This window comes from Paraburkholderia largidicola (assembly GCF_013426895.1).
In the GTDB taxonomy this organism is placed as follows: domain Bacteria; phylum Pseudomonadota; class Gammaproteobacteria; order Burkholderiales; family Burkholderiaceae; genus Paraburkholderia; species Paraburkholderia largidicola.
The window spans coordinates 2,374,818-2,392,627 of the sequence record NZ_AP023174.1 but is presented as its reverse complement, the minus strand read 5'-3'; the positions used below and the strand labels follow the sequence as shown (position 1 = coordinate 2,392,627).

The 17,810-nt window shown below is 64.0% G+C and carries 16 protein-coding genes and 1 tRNA gene; 13 read left to right on the top strand and 4 right to left on the bottom strand.

What is annotated here, in order from left to right; translation table 11 throughout:
- Window positions 1–198 precede the first annotated feature (198 nt).
- A complete protein-coding gene (locus tag PPGU16_RS10705; RefSeq protein ID WP_180719973.1) occupies window positions 199–1,098 on the bottom strand; it encodes a DMT family transporter in 900 nt (299 codons plus the stop codon).
- Between the two features lie 436 nt (window positions 1,099–1,534).
- Between PPGU16_RS10705 and acs the strand changes: the two genes are divergently transcribed.
- From acs to PPGU16_RS10685, 4 genes are all read left to right on the top strand, one after another.
- On the top strand, window positions 1,535–3,517 hold the full coding sequence (gene acs / locus PPGU16_RS10700; RefSeq protein WP_180719972.1) for an acetate--CoA ligase: 1,983 nt from the start codon (window positions 1,535–1,537) through the stop codon (window positions 3,515–3,517).
- A 163-nt stretch (window positions 3,518–3,680) separates the two neighbouring features.
- Window positions 3,681–4,046, top strand: a complete 366-nt coding sequence (locus PPGU16_RS10695) for a DUF4212 domain-containing protein (protein ID WP_180719971.1) — start codon at window positions 3,681–3,683, stop codon at window positions 4,044–4,046.
- Window positions 4,043–6,061, top strand: coding sequence for a sodium:solute symporter family protein (locus PPGU16_RS10690; protein ID WP_180719970.1), 2,019 nt, complete (start codon window positions 4,043–4,045; stop codon window positions 6,059–6,061). The genes PPGU16_RS10695 and PPGU16_RS10690 overlap by 4 nt, the downstream gene beginning before the upstream one ends.
- A gap of 61 nt (window positions 6,062–6,122) precedes the next feature.
- Window positions 6,123–6,213 (top strand) — tRNA-Ser (locus tag PPGU16_RS10685).
- Between the two features lie 133 nt (window positions 6,214–6,346).
- Here the strand turns inward: PPGU16_RS10685 and PPGU16_RS10680 are convergent.
- On the bottom strand, window positions 6,347–7,267 hold the full coding sequence (locus tag PPGU16_RS10680) for a LysR family transcriptional regulator (RefSeq protein ID WP_180719969.1): 921 nt from the start codon (window positions 7,265–7,267) through the stop codon (window positions 6,347–6,349).
- Window positions 7,268–7,369: 102 nt separating this feature from the next.
- Between PPGU16_RS10680 and PPGU16_RS10675 the strand changes: the two genes are divergently transcribed.
- The 6 genes from PPGU16_RS10675 (at window position 7,370) to PPGU16_RS10650 (ending at window position 13,777) form a co-directional block, all read left to right on the top strand.
- Entirely contained in the window at window positions 7,370–8,272 is a 903-nt protein-coding gene (locus PPGU16_RS10675) for an HpcH/HpaI aldolase/citrate lyase family protein (protein WP_180719968.1), read from the top strand.
- Between the two features lie 47 nt (window positions 8,273–8,319).
- Entirely contained in the window at window positions 8,320–9,525 is a 1,206-nt protein-coding gene (locus PPGU16_RS10670; protein WP_180719967.1) for a CaiB/BaiF CoA transferase family protein, read from the top strand.
- 29 nt (window positions 9,526–9,554) lie between these two features.
- Entirely contained in the window at window positions 9,555–10,391 is an 837-nt protein-coding gene (locus PPGU16_RS10665) for an amidohydrolase family protein (protein ID WP_180719966.1), read from the top strand.
- An 80-nt stretch (window positions 10,392–10,471) separates the two neighbouring features.
- Entirely contained in the window at window positions 10,472–11,836 is a 1,365-nt protein-coding gene (locus tag PPGU16_RS10660; RefSeq protein WP_180719965.1) for a short-chain fatty acid transporter, read from the top strand.
- 38 nt (window positions 11,837–11,874) lie between these two features.
- Window positions 11,875–13,230 (top strand): 2-hydroxycarboxylate transporter family protein, encoded by a 1,356-nt coding sequence (locus tag PPGU16_RS10655; protein ID WP_180719964.1) that lies wholly within the window; start codon window positions 11,875–11,877, stop codon window positions 13,228–13,230.
- A 259-nt stretch (window positions 13,231–13,489) separates the two neighbouring features.
- Window positions 13,490–13,777, top strand: a complete 288-nt coding sequence (locus tag PPGU16_RS10650; RefSeq protein WP_180719963.1) for a PAAR domain-containing protein — start codon at window positions 13,490–13,492, stop codon at window positions 13,775–13,777.
- Between the two features lie 12 nt (window positions 13,778–13,789).
- Here PPGU16_RS10650 and PPGU16_RS10645 read toward each other — a convergent pair whose 3' ends face one another.
- Complete coding sequence (locus PPGU16_RS10645) at window positions 13,790–14,566, bottom strand: SGNH/GDSL hydrolase family protein (protein ID WP_180719962.1); 777 nt, start codon at window positions 14,564–14,566, stop codon at window positions 13,790–13,792.
- A gap of 126 nt (window positions 14,567–14,692) precedes the next feature.
- Between PPGU16_RS10645 and PPGU16_RS10640 the strand changes: the two genes are divergently transcribed.
- A complete protein-coding gene (locus PPGU16_RS10640) occupies window positions 14,693–15,064 on the top strand; it encodes a DUF2591 domain-containing protein (protein ID WP_180719961.1) in 372 nt (123 codons plus the stop codon).
- A gap of 33 nt (window positions 15,065–15,097) precedes the next feature.
- Here PPGU16_RS10640 and PPGU16_RS10635 read toward each other — a convergent pair whose 3' ends face one another.
- Window positions 15,098–15,370 (bottom strand): hypothetical protein, encoded by a 273-nt coding sequence (locus PPGU16_RS10635; protein ID WP_180719960.1) that lies wholly within the window; start codon window positions 15,368–15,370, stop codon window positions 15,098–15,100.
- A 173-nt stretch (window positions 15,371–15,543) separates the two neighbouring features.
- Between PPGU16_RS10635 and PPGU16_RS10630 the strand changes: the two genes are divergently transcribed.
- Entirely contained in the window at window positions 15,544–16,074 is a 531-nt protein-coding gene (locus PPGU16_RS10630) for an MgtC/SapB family protein (RefSeq protein WP_180719959.1), read from the top strand.
- Between the two features lie 94 nt (window positions 16,075–16,168).
- Window positions 16,169–17,800: an acyl-CoA synthetase gene (locus PPGU16_RS10625; protein WP_180719958.1), complete on the top strand. Its 1,632-nt coding sequence runs from the start codon at window positions 16,169–16,171 to the stop codon at window positions 17,798–17,800.
- The last annotated feature ends 10 nt before the right edge of the window (window positions 17,801–17,810 follow it).

The following is a 17,810-nucleotide window of genomic DNA, read 5'->3' as shown; positions in this document are numbered from 1 at the left end:
GGCGGCGGATCACGTGAACCATGAACGACCGGCAGTCAGCGGCTCGGCGGTGAGACAGGCCGGCAAGGCGCGTTGGGCGCGATATTGTACAGCGTGATCCGTGACAGCCATGTCGAGGCGGGCAACCGGGCACTCATGCGGGCGCCGGGCAGCATGGCGCGGCGGCGCGCACCTGCGTCGCGTCCTTTTGATTTCACGTCATGAAGCGACGGGCGGCACGCGTCGCGCCTTCATGCTCGCGAGCGCAATGCCCGCGATCACGCAGGCGAGCGCGATGCCATGCGCGAGGGTCGGCCGTTCGTCGAGAAACACGATTCCATATAACGCAGCGGCGACGGGCAGCACCGCGCTGAACACGCCGGCGAGACTGCCCGGCACGTGGCGGATGCCCTTCATCCACAGCCAGAACGAGAAGATGCTCGCCGACAGGCCGTACCACAACACCAGCGCCCAGATGCCGACGGGCACGCCGGTGTAGTCGAAGGCGAACAGCGACGACACGCCGAGCGGCAGCATCAGCAACAGGCCGAACAGATGCGTGTATGCGCAGATGTCGATGGGCGCGAGCGTCTGCGTGAGGCGGCGCGACAGGATCACGTAGAGCGATTCGCAGCAAACCGCGCCGAGCACCATCAGGTTGCCGGTGAACGAACTCTCGCTGGAAGCGCCCGTAGCGGCCCCCGCGTGCGCCAGATTGATCACGACCACGCCGGCGATGGCCAGCGCAATCGAGGCCAGTGCGCGGCGATCAGGCTTTTCCTTGAGGAAGATCCACGAGAACAGTGCGACCACGGCGGGAATCGTGCTCGTGATGACGCCTGCCGCGACGGCGCTGGTCCGATGCACGCCATTGAGCATCAGCAGCGTAAACCCGAATGTGCCGAACAGCGCCTGCAGGAAAAGGTTGAGCCACTCGCCCGCTTTCACGCGGCGCAGCTTGCTCACGCGCAACAGCGGCCATAGCACGGCCATGGCGATGACGAAGCGCAGCAGCGCAAAGAGCGGAACGGGAACGAACGCGACAATCGACTTGCCGATGCCGACGTTGCTGCCGACGAGCAGCATCGCGGCGATGAGGAACAGTGAGTAGCGGTTCAAGCTGGAATCCGGACGGCGAGATCAGTTAGCATTGTAAAAGGGCGCTAACATCGGCGCAAAGCGGGTCTGCGCGCCTTGCGGACTGCTTGCAGCGCCGCACGCGAGTCGCCGTACCTGGTGTTTAGCCTGACGGCCGCTCGACCCGCACGTAAGAACGCGGTAAGTTGCAACGCTTATCGTGGGAAGTGATCGAAGCTGATGAAGACATGCGGCGCGCCGGATCATGCGACGCCGCAGTTGTCATTCGCCGAATCGCTGTGTGCGCATCGCTGCCGATGCGCACGAGGGTGGGAGACACGCCGCGGGACACCATCATGCGCGGCGCCACGATGACCAGTATGACGATAGGGAGCGACGCGCTGCGCCGGCTGCGGCTGGCATGCATCGCGAGCGCACCGGCAAGGATTGACGTTTCATCTTCACCAAGGGGTAGTCGATGTCTGCGATTGAATCGGTTCTTCAAGAACGCCGCGTGTTTCCGCCTTCCGCCGAAGTGACGGCGCAGGCTACTGTGTCCGGCATGGACGCGTACAAGGCGCTCGTCGCCGAGGCCGAGCGCGATTACGAAGGCTTCTGGGGCAGGCTGGCGCGCGAGACGCTCAGCTGGAAAAAGCCCTTCACGAAGGTGCTCGACGAATCGAACGCGCCTTTTTACAAGTGGTATGAAGACGGCGAACTGAACGCGTCGTACAACAGCATCGACCGTCATGTCGAAGCGGGTAACGGCGAGCGCGTCGCGATCATCTTCGAAGCCGACGACGGCACCGTCACCAACGTCACGTACAACGACATGCTGCAACGCGTGTCTCGTTTCGCGAATGCGCTGAAAAAGCGTGGCATCAAAAAGGGCGATCGCGTCGTCATCTATATGCCGATGTCGATCGAGGGCATCGTCGCGATGCAGGCGTGCGCGCGAATCGGCGCAACGCACTCGGTCGTGTTCGGCGGGTTCTCGTCGAAGTCGCTGAACGAACGTCTGGTCGATGTCGGCGCGGTTGCGCTGATTACGTCCGACGAGCAGATGCGCGGCGGCAAGGCGCTGCCGTTGAAGAGCATCGCCGATGAAGCGCTCGCGATGGGCGGCTGCGAAGCCGTGAAGAGCGTGGTCGTGTACAAGCGCACGGGCGGCAAGATCGGTTGGGACGACCAGCGCGATCTGTGGATGCACGAGATCACCGCGAACGAATCGGATCAGTGCGCGCCCGAGTGGGTGAGCGCCGAGCATCCGCTCTTCATTCTCTACACGTCGGGTTCGACGGGCAAGCCGAAGGGCGTGCAGCACAGCACGGGCGGTTATCTGCTGTGGGCTGCGCAGACGATGAAGTGGACCTTCGACTGGAAGCCCACGGATGTCTTCTGGTGTACGGCCGACATCGGTTGGGTCACGGGTCACAGCTACATCACGTATGGTCCGCTCGCGCTCGGCGGCACGCAGGTCGTGTTCGAAGGCGTGCCGACGTATCCGAACGCGGGCCGCTTCTGGGACATGATCCAGAAACACAAGGTCACCGTGTTCTACACGGCGCCGACGGCGATCCGTTCGCTGATCAAGGCAGCCGAAGCCGACGCGAAGGTGCATCCGAAGAGCTACGACCTGTCGACACTGCGCATCATCGGCACGGTTGGCGAGCCGATCAATCCGGAAGCATGGGTGTGGTATTACGAGAATGTGGGCGGCTCGCGTTGCCCGATCGTCGATACGTGGTGGCAGACAGAAACGGGCGGCCACATGATCACGCCGCTGCCGGGCGCGACGCCGCTCGTGCCGGGTTCGTGCACGCTGCCGCTGCCGGGCATCATGGCCGCGATCGTCGATGAAACGGGTCAGGACGTGCCGAACGGGCAGGGCGGCATTCTCGTCGTCAAGCGTCCGTGGCCGGCGATGATCCGCGCGATCTGGGGCGACCCGGAGCGCTTCAAGAAGAGCTACTTCCCCGAGGAACTCGGCGGCAAGCTGTACCTCGCGGGCGACGGCTCGGTGCGCGACAAGGACACGGGCTACTTCACGATCATGGGCCGTATCGACGACGTGCTGAACGTGTCGGGCCACCGTCTCGGCACGATGGAGATCGAGTCGGCGCTGGTCGCGAATCCGCTGGTCGCGGAAGCGGCCGTGGTCGGCCGTCCCGATGAGACGACGGGCGAAGCCGTGTGTGCGTTCGTCGTGCTGAAGCGCTCGCGTCCCGAGGGCGAAGAGGCTGCGAAGATCGCGGCGGAACTGCGCAACTGGGTCGGCAAGGAAATCGGTCCGATTGCGAAGCCGAAGGACATCCGTTTCGGCGACAACCTGCCGAAGACGCGTTCGGGCAAGATCATGCGCCGCCTGTTGCGCTCGCTCGCGAAGGGCGAAGAGATCACGCAGGATGTATCGACGCTCGAGAACCCGGCCATTCTCGACCAGCTGGGCGAATCGCGCTGATCTCGCACAACGGCGAAGACGTGAAGGCTTGAAGCAAACGGCGCATCCGCTCAGGGTGCGCCGTTTTTGCATACGCCTGTGATGTCGCCCTCGAACCCTCGCGCGAAATCGTTGCGCGGACAACCCCGATTGCCGATGCAACACCTTTTTGATAAATAGGCGCATGGCCGCGCCACACCACACTTCGCGACACACGATCAATCCCGTGCCCGAGCCGCCGCCCGTGACGGCGGCGATGGCGCGCGCGCACGCGCGCTACTGGCGCTTCAACGTCATGTTGATCGTCGTGTTGATGCTGATCGGCTTCTTCGTGTCGTTCATCGTGCCGCTCATCGCGCGAAACCTCGAGCACGCGCGTTTTGCGGGCTTCAGCCTGCCGTTCTACATGGGCGCGCAAGGCGCGATTCTCGTGTACCTGGTGTTGATCGCCGTGTATATCGTGCTGATGCAGCGCGCCGACGCGGCGCTGCTGCGCGCGCTCGCAGCCAGCGCGACCGACGACTTCGCCGAGCGCGCCGCCGACCGATGAAGCTCGCCCATCGGCTGATCCGTTCGTATTCGCTCTACACGCTCGGCTTTCTGGTCTTCATCTATCTGCTCTGGCGCATCGAAGCCGCGAACGGTCCGGGCATGTGGATCGGCTACGTGTTCCTGTTCGTGCCGATCGCGGTGTATGCGGTGATCGGCTTGCTCTCGCGAACTTCCGATCTCGTCGAATACTACGTAGCCGGGCGGCGCGTGCCGTCCGCGTTCAACGGCATGGCGACGGCGGCGGACTGGCTGTCGGCGGCGTCGTTCATCGGGTTGGCGGGCAGCTTGTACGCGACGGGCTACGACGGCCTCGCCTACATGATGGGCTGGACGGGCGGCTATTGCCTCGTTGCGTTTCTGCTCGCGCCATACGTGCGCAAACTCGCGCGCTACACGATTCCCGATTTTCTCGGCACGCGCTTTTCGAGCAATGCGGTGCGTGGACTCGCGGCGCTGTCGGCGATCCTGTGCTCGTTCGTTTATCTGGTCGCGCAGATTCAGGGCGTCGGGTTGATTGCGACGCGCTTCATCGGCGTCGACTTTGCGATCGGCATCTTCTGCGGGCTGGCGGGCATTCTGGTGTGCTCGTTTCTCGGCGGCATGCGCGCGGTCACGTGGACGCAGGTTGCGCAGTACATCATCCTGATCGTGGCGTTCCTGATTCCCGTGTCGATGATTGCGCACAAGGACGGGCTCGGCTGGGTGCCGCAACTCCACTATGGACGCCTGATGGAGCGCGTCGAGTCGCTCGAGCGCCAGGTGCGCGATGCGCCGACGGAGCAGGCGGTGCGCGACGACTATCGGATGCGCGCCGCGTTAATTCAGACGCAGATCGACAGCCTGCCGCAGTCGTATATCGACGAGAAAGGCCGCCTCACTGCGCAGCTCGAAGATTTGCGGCGACATAACGGGCCGTTGCGCGAGATCGCCGATCTGCAGCGGCGCATCGCGCGTTTCCCGCGTGATCCCGCGACGGCGCAGATCGTGTGGGCGCAGCAACGCGACGAGATGATGCAGCGCGCGGCGTCGCCTGTGCCGATGCATGAGCCGTTTCCCGCTTCGAACGAGGACGAGCGGCGCCTGCATCTGCGCAATTTTCTGTCGCTGCTGCTGTGCCTCTCACTGGGCACGGCGAGCTTGCCGCATATCCTCACGCGCTACAACACGACGACGTCGGTGGCGTCGGCGCGGCGCTCGGTCGGCTGGACGCTGTTCTTCGTCGCGCTGTTCTATCTGACGGTGCCCGTGCTCGCGGTGCTGATCAAGTACGAGATCCTGTCGAATCTCGTCGGGCATCGGTTTTCCGACCTGCCGCAATGGGTGATGCAGTGGCGGCACGTCGAGCCTTACCTGCTCAGCATCGCCGATGTGAACGGCGACGGCATCGTGCGCTGGAGCGAGATCCAGATGCAACCGGACATGGTCGTGCTCGCCGCGCCGGAGATAGCGGGGCTGCCGTACGTGATGTCGGGGCTGATCGCGGCGGGCGCGCTGGCGGCGGCGCTTTCAACCGCCGATGGCCTGCTGCTGACCATCGCCAATGCGCTGTCGCACGATGTGTACTACCACATGGTCGATCCCGAGGCGTCGAGCCAGAAGCGGGTGACGATTTCGAAGATCCTGTTGCTCGGGGTAGCGCTGTTTGCGTCTTATGTGGCGTCGCTGAATACGGGGAACATTCTGTTTCTGGTGGGGGCGGCGTTTTCGCTGGCGGCGTCGAGTCTGTTTCCCGTGCTCGTACTCGGGGTGTTCTGGAAGCGGACGACGCGCCTGGGCGCGGTGGCGGGCATGGTGGCGGGGCTGGTGGTGTGCATCTGGTACATCGTGTCGACGTATCCGTTCTTCACGCAGCTGACGGGCTTTGTCGGGCCGCGCTGGTTCGGCATCGAGCCGATCAGCTCAGGCGTGTTCGGCGTGCCGGCGGGCTTTCTGGTGACGGTGCTCGTGAGCCTCGTGGACCGGAAGCCGGATGCGTATACACGGGCGCTGGTGGACTATATCCGGCATCCGTGACGGCTGGCCTTCCGGACGAGGTGGCAATAGAGACAGAATCTGCTATAATGCGCCTCCCGCCGGAGAGATGGATGAGTGGTTTAAGTCGCACGCCTGGAAAGCGTGTATAGGTTAATAACCTATCCGGGGTTCGAATCCCCGTCTCTCCGCCACAAGATTGCCTATAAATAACCCCGCCAAATCACTGATTTGCGGGGTTATTTGTTTTCTGGCGCATGTGTCGTGTCGCAGGGCCGTATGTTTTAGCTGGCGACAGCCAACCGCCCGTTCGCGACGGCACAATCTTCAACTTGCCGAACGACGCCGCGCCTTCCTCCCATCGCCACCGCTGTCCCCCTTTCCAAGCACCTCATCCGCACACTGCAAGAACCCCCTGATCAACCGCCCACGCGGCGACGTCTTCTGCCACAGCACACCGAAACGCCTCGGCTCTGTCGGCGTCGGCAGCGCGAGTCTCGCGACCTTTAGCGTCGTCGTCAGCGGCGACACGATATCGGGCACCAGCGACACGCCCAGCCCCCGATCGACCATCATCGCAATCGCCATCAGCGAATTCAGTTCGAACAGTTCACGCGGAACGATCCGCGCCGAGCGCAGATAGTGATCCGCCTGCTTGCCGCCGCCGAGCGAGCGGTCATAGCGGATGAACGGCTCGCGCCGAAGCAGTTCATGCGGGTCTTCATCCTTCAGCCGCGACGGCGCAAGCACGACAATCGGCTCCTCGCGCAGCAGATGCCAGTCGTACGCCTTGGGCAGCGCAAACGCGGGATGCAGACAAACGGCAACGTCGAGATCACCGCGTTGCAGCGTCTCATACAGTTCCATCGACGTGCCCGCGCGTATCAGCACGTTCGCCCGCGGAAAAGCCCGCGCAAATGCCGCCAGCACGTCCGGCAGCAACGACAGCAGCGCCGTGTTGATCGTGCCGATGCGCAATTCGCCCGCAGCTTCGTCCTCGAGCGCGAACGCCTTCAACTCCGCGAATTCACGCACGAGATTCCTCGCGCGCGCAATCACGCGATGACCCGCTTCCGTCGGAATCACCGTGCGCCCCGCACGCACGAGCAGGGGCACGCCGAGTTCGCGTTCGAGCGCCTGCACCTGCTGCGCGATCGCCGCAGGCGTCACGCCGACGCGCCGCGCGGCCTCGGCCATCGAGCCCGTGTCGACGACCAGCAGCAGATTGCCGAGAAAGTGAATGTCCATGATGATAGATATTCTATGGTTTGAAGATAGGCACAGATAGTTTATCTAAAACCTGTCTGTCCGTAGACTGGTTGCCAGCTAACAAGCAACTGGAACGGAGACATGAGAAGCAAGCTGTTCGTGCCGGCATCGCGCCCGGAGCTGTTCGCCAAGGCGCTCGCCAGTGCCGCCGATGCCCTCTCGTTCGATCTCGAAGACGCCGTCTCACCAGAGCGCAAGCCGCAAGCGCGTGTCGCGCTGCGCGCGTTGTTGCGCGACAGCGCGGTGCGCGAGCATCGGAAGGTGCTGATCGTGCGCGTCAATGCGCTCGACACGCCGTTTTTTGCCGAAGACCTCAATGCCGTCGTCCAGCCCGGCCTCGACTACCTGAATCTCCCGAAACCCGAAAGCGCGGACGACGTGCGCGCCGCTGCCGCCGCGCTCGAACGGGCCGAGCAGGCAAACGGCGTGAGGGTGCCGGTGCGCCTGCTGCTCAACATCGAGTCGCCGAAAGCGTTGCGGCGCGCGGCGGAACTCGCCGCCGCGCATCCGCGCGTCGCCGGGCTGCAACTCGGGCTGGGCGATCTGTTCGAGCCGCTTGGTATCGCGCGTCGCGAGCAGTCGGCGATTCAGCAGGCGATGTTCACGCTGCGCATCGCAGCGGGCGAGGCGAACGTCTTCGCGTACGACTCGGCGTTCGCCAACATCAAGGACGAAGCGGGCTTCCGCGCCGAAGCGCAGCTCGCGCAAGCGATGGGCTTCCTCGGCAAGAGCTGCATTCATCCGAGCCAGATTGCGCTGGCCAATGACGTATTCCGTCCGTCTGACGCGGACATCGCGCATGCGGTGCGCGTCGTCGAAGCAGCGCGCGATGCGCAGAGCAAAGGCCTGGGCGCGTACGTCGTCGACGGCAGGATGATCGATCCGCCGTTCTTCGAGCGGGCTCGCGCGCTCGTGCAGCACGCCGCGCGCCTCGAACTGCTGACGGTCGAACAGCGCGCCGTTGTCGACAGCAGGGCTTCGTAAAGCCGCGCGCTCTCGTGCACACATATCGAATCGAGTTGGAGAAACAGATGCAACGACCATCGCCATCAGCGGACGCACGACCGCAGGGACCGCTCGCCGGCCTGCGCGTGCTCGACCTGAGCGCCTATATCGCCGGGCCGTACGGCTGCACGCTGCTCGCCGATCAGGGCGCCGAGGTCATCAAGATCGAGCCGCCTTCGGGCGACAACCTGCGCAAGTATCCCTCGACGCTCGAAGCCGAAAGCCGCGCTTTTCTCGGCGTGAATCGCGGCAAGCGCGGCCTCGTGCTGGATCTGAAGCAGCCCGAAGCACTCGACGTGATGATGCGTCTCGTGACGACGGCTGACGTCCTCGTGCACAACTTCCGGCCGGGCGTGCCGGAGCGTCTCGGCATCGGATACGAGCAGTTGCGCGAGGTGAATCCGCGGCTGATCTATTGCGCGGTCACAGGGTATGGCGAAACGGGCCCGAGCCGCGACAAGGCGGGCTATGACCAGGTCCTGCAAACGATGACGGGCATCTGCGCGCTGCAAGGTCAAAACGGCGGTCCGCCCGAAATCGTCTATGGCTCGGTGGTCGACTACTATGCCGCCGCGCTGGTCGCGGCGGGCGTGTCGTCCGCGCTGTTCGACCGCGAGCGCAGCGGCGCGGGTCAGTACGTGGGCGTGTCGTTGCTGCGCAGCGCGCTGGCGATGCAGTCGGCCCGCATGGTCTGGGCCGACGACGAGCCGAAAGAGGTCGGTCGCGATATGCGCTCGGGCGGCATCACGGGCATTCATCCGACACGCGAGGGTTATCTGTATCTGTCGGCGAACACGCCGCATTTCTGGCAGGCGCTGTGCGAAAAGACGGGCCTCGAGGAGCTTGCGAAGAATGAACGCTACGACACGGTGCGCAAGCGCGCGTTGCATTACGGCGAAATCGTTCCGAAGCTTCGCGCGGCGTTGCAGGTTCGCACGGCGCTCGAATGGGAAGCGCATTTCGGCGACGCGGTTCCGTGCGCCGCGGCGCGTGGCATCGAAGACATGTTCGATCATCCGCAGGTGCTGGCCGAAGACATGGTGACCGACTTCGAGTATCCGGGTGTGGGTCGGTATCGCGGCTTCAAGCATCCGATCCGGTTCGGCTCGGGGCCGTTGCCCGAGCCGTTCGCAGCGCCCGCGTTCGGCGAGCACTCGGATGCCGTGCTGCGCGACGCGGGATGCTCGGACGCGGACATCGACAGTCTGCGCGAGAAGCGGGCCGTGCTGTAGAGATCCTCAAAAAAAGGAAGGAGACACGCATGGACGCACTTCGGCACACGCCACGAGGCGCTTGCGATTCACACATTCACATCTATAGCCGCGCGTTCCTCGCGAATCGCGACGCGCCAGGTTTCGTCGACGCAGCGGATGTCGCTGCGTATCGCGACGTGCAGGCGCGGATCGGCACGCAACGCGTGGTGATCGTCACGCCGCGCATCTATGGCACCGACAACGCCGTGACGCTCGATGCGATTCGCCAATTCGGCATCGCGAACGCACGCGGCGTCGCCGTCGTGCGTCCCGACGTGACGGACGCCGAGCTTGAAACGCTGCACGCGGGCGGCATTCGCGGCATCCGCTTCACGCTCTATACGCCGGCCAACGCCGTGGTCGGATTCGATATGGTCGAGCCGCTGGCAGCACGCGTGGCCGAACTCGGCTGGCATGTGCAACTGCATTGGACGGCCGCGCAGATCGTCGAGCACGAAGCGCTGCTCACGCGTCTTCCGTCGACGATCGTGTTCGATCATTGCGCGCGCCTGCCGTTGCCCGAGGGCGCGTCGCACGCGGCGTTTCCCATCGTGCGCCGTCTTGCCGATGCCGGGCGTGCGTGGATCAAGCTGTCCGGTCCGTATCTCGATTCGATCGAAGGACGCGATCGTCGCTATGCCGATGCGGCGCCGACTGCGCGTGCGTGGGTCTCGGCCGTGCCGGACAGGCTGGTGTGGGGCAGCGACTGGCCGCACGTGACGGAAACGCACAAGCCCGACGATCCATTGCTGCTCGATCTGCTCGGCGAATGGGCGAACGGCACGGCCACGCGCGACCGCATCCTCGTCGACAACGCTGCAACGCTATATGGATTCGGCAACTGAGCGCCTTGCACCGACATGACCTGAAGAGACGACCCGCCGACCACACAAAACGCGGGCACATTCCAAACCGGAGACACGTGATGAAATCCACCGTTGCGCCATCGTCAGTGCGCAAGACCCGCTTCACCGAAGCGACGATCGGCCTGTTCGAGCGCACCATCCCCGATCCGTTCGTGCTTGCAATCCTGATCACGGCGATCGTTGCGGTGCTGTCGGCGCTGTTCGCGCCACATGCGTCGTTGGGCAAGCTGGTCGGCGGCTGGTACAAGGGCTTCTTCGACATCCTCACGTTCGCGTTTCAGATCACGCTGGTGCTCGTGACGGGACACGCGTTTGCTCACGCGCCCATCGTGCAACGCGTGTTCAAGGCCCTCGTTTCCGTTGCGCGCACACCCGTGCAGGCGGCGACGCTCACGTTCGTGCTCGTGGCCGTCGCGTCGTTTTGCAACTGGGGGTTGGGGCTGGTCGTCAGTGCGTTGCTGGCACGCGAGGTCGCCAAGCGCATGCGCGTCGACTTCGCGTGGATCGTCGCGGCGGGTTTCTCGGGATGGGTCGTGTGGGCGAGCGGCATCTCCAGTTCGATTGCGCTTGCGCAGTCGACGCCGGGCAGCGCGATGAACGTCGTGCAGAAGATCACGGGCGAGGTGCTGCCGTTCGGCGCAACGGTGTTCACGGGTTTCAATCTGGTGCCGACCATCGCGATGCTGCTGGCCATGCCGTTCGTACTCGCGTGGCTCAAGCCGCGCGACGAAGACGCCGTGTTGCTCGATACGCAGAAGCATCCCGATGCGCCACCGCGTGAGAAGCCCACCGGCAAGCTCAGCTTCGCGCGCTGGATCGAATATTCGTGGCTCGGCTCGGCATTCATCGGCGCGACGGGCGTGGCGCTGCTGGTGCTCGCGCAGGCGGAGCACATCGCGTTTTCCGGCGTGAATGCCGTGATCTTCGTGATGTTCATTGCGGGCGTGATCCTGCATGGCTATCCGCTCGCGTACGCCGATGCCGTCAAGAACGCGGCGCGGCAGACAGGTTCGATGATGCTGCAATACCCGCTGTACGGCGGGATCATGGGGATGATGGATGCGACCGGTTTGCCGAACGTCATTTCGCATTTCTTCATCGCTATTTCCAACGCGCATACGCTGCCGTTCTGGAGCTACGTCTGCTCGCTGATCGTCACGTTCTTCATTCCGAGCGGCGGCGGCCACTGGGCAGTGCAAGGGCCGTTCGTCGTGCCCGCCGCCGTCGCGCTGCATGCGTCCGTCCCCGCGACGACGATGGCCGTCGCCATGGGCGAGCAGGTATCGAACATGATGCAGCCGTTCTGGGCCGCGCCCGTCGTCGCGATGGCGGGCATCGGCGTGCAGCGCGTGCTCGGCTTCACCGTGATGACGTTTATCGTCGGCGCGCTGGTGTATGGCGCCGCATTGCTGCTGCTCGTCTGAGCGGGGCGCCCGTCGAAACAATGAACGGAGACCATCCAATGAAATCATCGACGCCAGCTACGTTGAGCGCTCCTTCGAGCGGCGAGGCGCACGTGCCGCACGCCGTCATCGAATGGTGGTGGCGCGTGTTCGACATACGCATCGGTTCGTTGCCATTGCCCGTCTATGTGCTGATGCTGGGCGTGCTCGGCGCGATGACGGCGAAAGGCAAGCTCGCGGCGGATCTGCCCACGGGCATCGCGCTCGTCGCGGTCGGCGGCTTCACATGCGCCGAACTGGCGAGGCGCATTCCGTGGATTCGCCATATCGGCGCCACGTCGATCTTTGCGGCCTTCATCCCGTCGATGCTGGTGTACTACAAGCTGATGCCCGAGCCCGTCGTCAAGGCAGTAACGACCTTCACGAAGACATCGAATTTTCTGTATCTGTTCATCGCGGCGATCATTGTCGGCAGTGTGCTCAGCATGGACCGTCAGATGCTGATCAAGGGCTTCGTGCGGATCTTCATTCCCGTTGCGGCGGGTTCCGTCGCCGCGGCGGCGGTCGGCACCGCCGTGGGGACCGCGCTCGGGCTCGATGCGCGCCATGCGTTGTTCATGGTCGTGGTGCCGATCATGGCGGGTGGAGTCGGCGAGGGCGCGCTGCCGTTGTCGGCGGGCTACGCGCAGATTCTGGGCGTCGAGCAGGGGCCGCTGTTCGCGCAGGTCCTGTCGGCCGTGATGCTCGGCAATATCGCGGCGATCTGTTGCGCCGGCTTGCTGAGCTATCTCGGCACGCGCCGGCCCGACTGGACGGGCAACGGACGTTTGACCAAAGCGGACGGCAGCGACGAAGACATCGCGCAACGCCCGGCGTCATTCGAATTCGACGTCGGCTCGGTCGCGGCGGCAGGCTCGACGGCTATCGCGTTCTATCTGCTTGGCGTGCTCAGTCATCAACTGTTCGGCTGGCCTGCGCCCGTCGTGATGCTCGTGCTGGTCGTCGCGGCGCAGTTATTCCAGGTCGTGTCGCCGCGCGTGCGAGGCGGCGCGCGTTTCATGTACGGCTTTTTCTCGACGGCCGTGACGTATCCGCTGATGTTCGCGATCAGCGTCGCGATGACGCCGTGGGGCGAGATCGTGACGGCGTTTCATTGGGTCAATATCGTCACGGCGGTTTCGACGGTGCTGACGCTGACGACGACGGGCTTCTTCGTCGGCAGGCTGGTCGGCATGTATCCCGTCGAAGCCGCTATCGTCAATGCAACGCATAGCGGGCTCGGCGGGACGGGGGACGTGGCGATTCTCACGGCGGCCAACCGGATGGAACTGATGCCGTTTGCGCAGATTGCGACGCGTATCGGCGGCGCGTTGACGGTGATGGCGGCGTTGGGAGTGTTCGCGTACTGGCGATGATCCCGCGCTTCGTGGTTATCGAGCCGTCGAATGCAACATGATTCGATGGCTTCTTTATTGCCTGTCGTGGCCTTATTAAAGCGCGGAAAAATTGATTGAATGCTTATTGCATATAGCGTCTTGTCGTATGCCTTAAACCATTCGATGGTGAATTCATTAGCGGTTTTTTGTAGAATCCGAAAATTCGTTTGAAAGCAAACACGCAATACGCTATCCGCCTACACCCTCAAAAACGCAGCTTCCAACAGACGCCCCATCCATGAAACGCTATCTGATCCTGAACGGCGATACGACGACGGTGAGTGGCACTGTGCAAGCCGTATCGACGACGATTCAACTCGAAGGCCGCGACGTCGCGCATGAAGGGGACAACGTGATCTGTCCCGCGTGCAATACGACGGGCAAGATCCAATGCGACGGCCCGCGCGAAGTGATGACGGCACCCGATGGCCGTCACGCCGCGTTGAGCGACGATCTCTGCATCTGCGGATGCGAGCCGCCGCCGAAGCTGATCGCGTCGCAGCAGACATTCTCCGTAGGCGAGTGAAGCGTCGCCCGATCACTCGACCAGCTTGGCGACGATCGGCTCGACGACTTCGCGCTGCCGCTCGGCCTTGAGCCGATAGAGCGCATCCGTTGGATGCACGCGGTCGATCAACAGCGAACGCCAGTCATGCATCGCGCCGATATACGCGTACTGCCGGATCAGCGCGAGCCGGTAATGCTTCGCCATTTCATCGACGACGGCGACATAGCGCGGCACGATCCTTCTATTCACGGAATAATCGACGGGGTTCGGCTCTTCGAGCACGACGATCCGGCCCGCGCCTCGCGATTCTTCGATGAAGCGCATCAGGTGCGCGCGAAACGCCGAGGGCGGTTCCTTGACGTGATTGTCGGCATCGTTGAGCGCGAAGTTGACGATCACGATATGCGCCGGCGACGTCGCGGCCCATTGCGCGTAGGGCTGGCTATATCCGTTGATGCCTTTCTCGCGATCGACGAGCGTGGCGCCCGGCACACCGTTGTTCTGCACGATCACATGCGGGCCGAAGCGGGCCTGCAACGCGGCCTGAAGCAGGGCGGGCGGATTGTCCCGTGTTTGCCACGACTTGTTGAAACCGTCCGACGTTTGATAGCCGAACATCGTCGAATCGCCTTGCGCGTCGATGATGATGGGCCTGTCCGCGGCGCCCGCCGCTGCCACGACATGCGCCGGGCCAGTAGCGGCATCGGCCTGCGTCGCGGCGATGCCGAGCAGGACAAATGCCAGCGCGCGCCAGCGTTTGTGCAACGGGTTTGCGCGCGGACTTGCCTGTCGATAGTCGAACGTCATGGTGCCTCGCAATTGAGTTGGACGTCAGTCGCCGCGAACGGATCTCGCGGCGTCACAAAGGGCAACACGAACTTGATGCACAATCGATGCTGCGTTCGGCACATACGATCTCCACGAGGAGCAGAGATGAGAGTTTCAGAGCTGGAAGGCGCGTTACTCGATTATTGGGTCGCACGAGCAGACAATCTGCCGAAGCCGCGCGTCGACGACGGCTTCTGCTGGATCGAGGAGCCCGCCTGCGACGGCGATCCCGCTGGCGCGCTCGAAGCCGCATTTGCGCCGTCCACGGACTGGGCGCAATGCGGCCCGATCATCGAACGGGCGAGAATCCATCTCGTGCCGGCCGCGGCGGGCGATCGCGCATCATGGACGGGGTCGGTTCCGGCCGGCGCGAGCACCATCGAGCAGGTCGGTGAATCGCCGCTGATTGCCGCGATGCGCGCGTTCGTGGCGAGCCATTTCGGCGACACGGTCGCGGACGAAGCGGGCACGCACTGAGCGCCGTCATAAGGTGTGCCGGTCATCATTTCATCAGATGCACTCGAACACCACTTCGACGGTCTGAGTGCCTGCGCCGCGCACGCCGTTCGTGTGGATCTCGACGGTGTGCAATTCCTTGTTCTGTTCGCGGCAATACGCCTTGGCATGCTTGATCCCCGCGTTGCGGACGCTATTCCACGAAATCAGACTGATGCGCCCGCGACTCGTGACCGAGAGGTAGCCGTTCTGCTTTCTGTCCACGCCCGAAACCGCGGTACACGCGGCAAGCACGCCAATTCCGGCGAGCAGAATGCACTTCTTCATAGTCCTCCCTCGGTTGGCGCATTGTCGCGGGCGAGGGCCGCAACAGGCAACTGAAAAAAACTTTAGCGGGGTTCAGTGTGTCGGGCCCGCTATCCGGCCGCACGCGTTGACATTACATTATGCTTTCCTGCAAGGGCGCAGCGCGTGCGTTGTCGTGTCGAGAGGAGGAGGGCATGGGTGGATGGTGGCATGAAGTCTGGTTGACCGTAGCCCGGGAATTCTCGGATCTCGACGACGTCAAGGCGATCACGCAAGTCGTGATGCGCCTGGGTCTCGCGCTGCTGCTGGGCGGCGCGCTGGGCTTCGAGCGCGAAATGGCCGGGCGCGACGCGGGGCTGCGCACGCACATGCTGGTCGCGACGGGTTCGGCGCTGTTCGTGCTCGTGCCGTTGCAGGCGGGGTTTTCGCAGGACAACATGAGCCGCGTGTTGCAGGGCCTCGTATCGGGCATCGGCTTTCTGGGCGCGGGCGCCATCATCAAACTCAGCGCGGAGCGGGAAGTGCGCGGACTGACGACGGCCGCGAGTCTCTGGCTCTCAGCGGGCGTCGGCGTCGCGACGGGACTCGGGCGCGAAGCGACCGCCATTCTCAGCACGGTGATCGCGCTCGTGATCCTCGGCGGCGTGCGGATGTTCAAGCCGCTCGTGCCGCACAACACGGATGACAAACCAGCATCGGACGAACCGTCGAAGCGCGTCGAGTGAGGCGCGCACGCGCCGCAGGCGTTGCTTGCGGAGTAGCATGAGCGTGCTTGCACCCGCGGATACCCGCGGATATCCGATACTCAGGAGACAACGGATGCTCCCCGCCGCTGACACCTACGACGGCCTCGTCGCCGCGTTCGAATGGCGCATTCCGCCGCAGTACAACATCGGCATCGATGTCTGCGACAAATGGGCCGACGGCAGCGGCCGTCTCGCACTGATCTGCGAGACGCGGGAAGGACAGGCGACCGAATACACCTTCGACGAACTCAAATCGCTGTCCGACCGCTTCGCCAATGCGCTGCGTAAAAGCGGCGTACAGAAGGGCGACCGTGTCGGCATCTTTCTCGCGCAATCGGTGGAGACGGCGCTCGCGCATCTCGCCGTCTACAAATGCGGCGCGATCGCCGTGCCGCTCTTCGCGTTGTTCGGTCCCGACGCGCTTCAATACCGTTTGTCCGACAGCGGCGCCGTCGCGCTCGTCACGGACCTGGGCGGCGCGCAGAAAATCGCCTCGTTGCGTTCGAGTCTGCCCGAATTGCGTTCGATCTTCTGCGTCGACACCGACCACGCGGATGCCGCGTTGCAGGTCGAATCGTTCTGGTCGGCGTTGAACGAATCGCCAGCCGCCTTCGACGCGGAGCCGACTTCCGCCGACGACCCCGCCGTCATCATTTACACGTCCGGCACGACAGGCAAGCCGAAGGGCGCGCTGCATGCGCATCGCGTGCTGCTCGGTCATCTGCCCGGCGTGGAGATGCCGCAAGCGTTCTTCCCGAGCGACGCACGTCTGATGTGGACGCCCGCCGACTGGGCATGGATCGGCGGGCTGTTCGACGTGCTGCTGCCGTCGTGGCATCACGGCGTCGCCGTGCTGGCGCGGCGCTTCGAGAAGTTCGACGGCGAGGCCGCGTTCGACCTGATGCAGCGTCACGCGGTCACGCATGCATTCCTGCCGCCGACGGCGCTCAAGATGATGCGCACCGTCGAACATCCCGAGCGCTGGGCTCTGTCGCTGCGTGCGGTGGCGAGCGGCGGCGAATCGCTCGGCGCGGAGTTGATCGAATGGGGACGGCGTGCGCTCGGTGTGACGATCAACGAGTTCTACGGACAGACGGAATGCAATGTTGTCGTGGCGTCATGCGCTACGCTGTTCGAGCCGTGCTTCGGTTCGATCGGCAAGGTGGTGCCGGGCCATCGCGTGGCAATCGTCGATGACACGGGGCACACGGTGCCGCGCGGCGAACCCGGCAACATCGCGATCCACGCGCCCGACCCCGTGATGTTCCTCGGCTACTGGCGCAATGAGCCCGCGACGCGCGACAAGTTTCGCGGCGACTGGCTGCTGACGGGCGACATGGGATTGATGGACGCGGACGGCTTTATCCGCTTCGTCGGACGAGACGACGACGTGATCACGAGCGCCGGTTACCGGATCGGTCCCGCGCCGATCGAAGACTGCCTGCTGCGTCATCCCGCCGTGCGCATGGCGGCCGTGGTCGGCGCGCCCGATGTTCAGCGCACGGAGATCGTCACCGCGTTCGTCGTGCTGAACCCAGGCTATCAGGCGAGCGACGCGCTCGTGCAGACGTTGCAGCAGCACGTGAAGACGCATCTCGCCGCGCACGAGTATCCGCGCGCGATCCATTTCGTCGATGCGTTGCCGATGACGGCGACGGGCAAGGTCATCCGGCGCGAACTGCGCGAACGCGTGACGCCGCGCTGATCGACAGACG

Coding starts and splice junctions, on each gene's coding strand:
- PPGU16_RS10640 (WP_180719961.1), top strand. CDS start 14,693: ATGAGAGTTTCAGAGCTGGAAGGCGCGTTACTCGATTATTGGGTCGCA.
- PPGU16_RS10650 (WP_180719963.1), top strand. CDS start 13,490: ATGAAACGCTATCTGATCCTGAACGGCGATACGACGACGGTGAGTGGC.
- PPGU16_RS10695 (WP_180719971.1), top strand. CDS start 3,681: ATGGCCGCGCCACACCACACTTCGCGACACACGATCAATCCCGTGCCC.
- PPGU16_RS10630 (WP_180719959.1), top strand. CDS start 15,544: ATGGGTGGATGGTGGCATGAAGTCTGGTTGACCGTAGCCCGGGAATTC.
- PPGU16_RS10675 (WP_180719968.1), top strand. CDS start 7,370: ATGAGAAGCAAGCTGTTCGTGCCGGCATCGCGCCCGGAGCTGTTCGCC.
- PPGU16_RS10665 (WP_180719966.1), top strand. CDS start 9,555: ATGGACGCACTTCGGCACACGCCACGAGGCGCTTGCGATTCACACATT.
- PPGU16_RS10645 (WP_180719962.1), bottom strand. CDS start 14,566: ATGACGTTCGACTATCGACAGGCAAGTCCGCGCGCAAACCCGTTGCAC.
- PPGU16_RS10635 (WP_180719960.1), bottom strand. CDS start 15,370: ATGAAGAAGTGCATTCTGCTCGCCGGAATTGGCGTGCTTGCCGCGTGT.
- PPGU16_RS10660 (WP_180719965.1), top strand. CDS start 10,472: ATGAAATCCACCGTTGCGCCATCGTCAGTGCGCAAGACCCGCTTCACC.
- PPGU16_RS10680 (WP_180719969.1), bottom strand. CDS start 7,267: ATGGACATTCACTTTCTCGGCAATCTGCTGCTGGTCGTCGACACGGGC.
- PPGU16_RS10690 (WP_180719970.1), top strand. CDS start 4,043: ATGAAGCTCGCCCATCGGCTGATCCGTTCGTATTCGCTCTACACGCTC.
- PPGU16_RS10625 (WP_180719958.1), top strand. CDS start 16,169: ATGCTCCCCGCCGCTGACACCTACGACGGCCTCGTCGCCGCGTTCGAA.
- PPGU16_RS10670 (WP_180719967.1), top strand. CDS start 8,320: ATGCAACGACCATCGCCATCAGCGGACGCACGACCGCAGGGACCGCTC.
- PPGU16_RS10655 (WP_180719964.1), top strand. CDS start 11,875: ATGAAATCATCGACGCCAGCTACGTTGAGCGCTCCTTCGAGCGGCGAG.
- acs (WP_180719972.1), top strand. CDS start 1,535: ATGTCTGCGATTGAATCGGTTCTTCAAGAACGCCGCGTGTTTCCGCCT.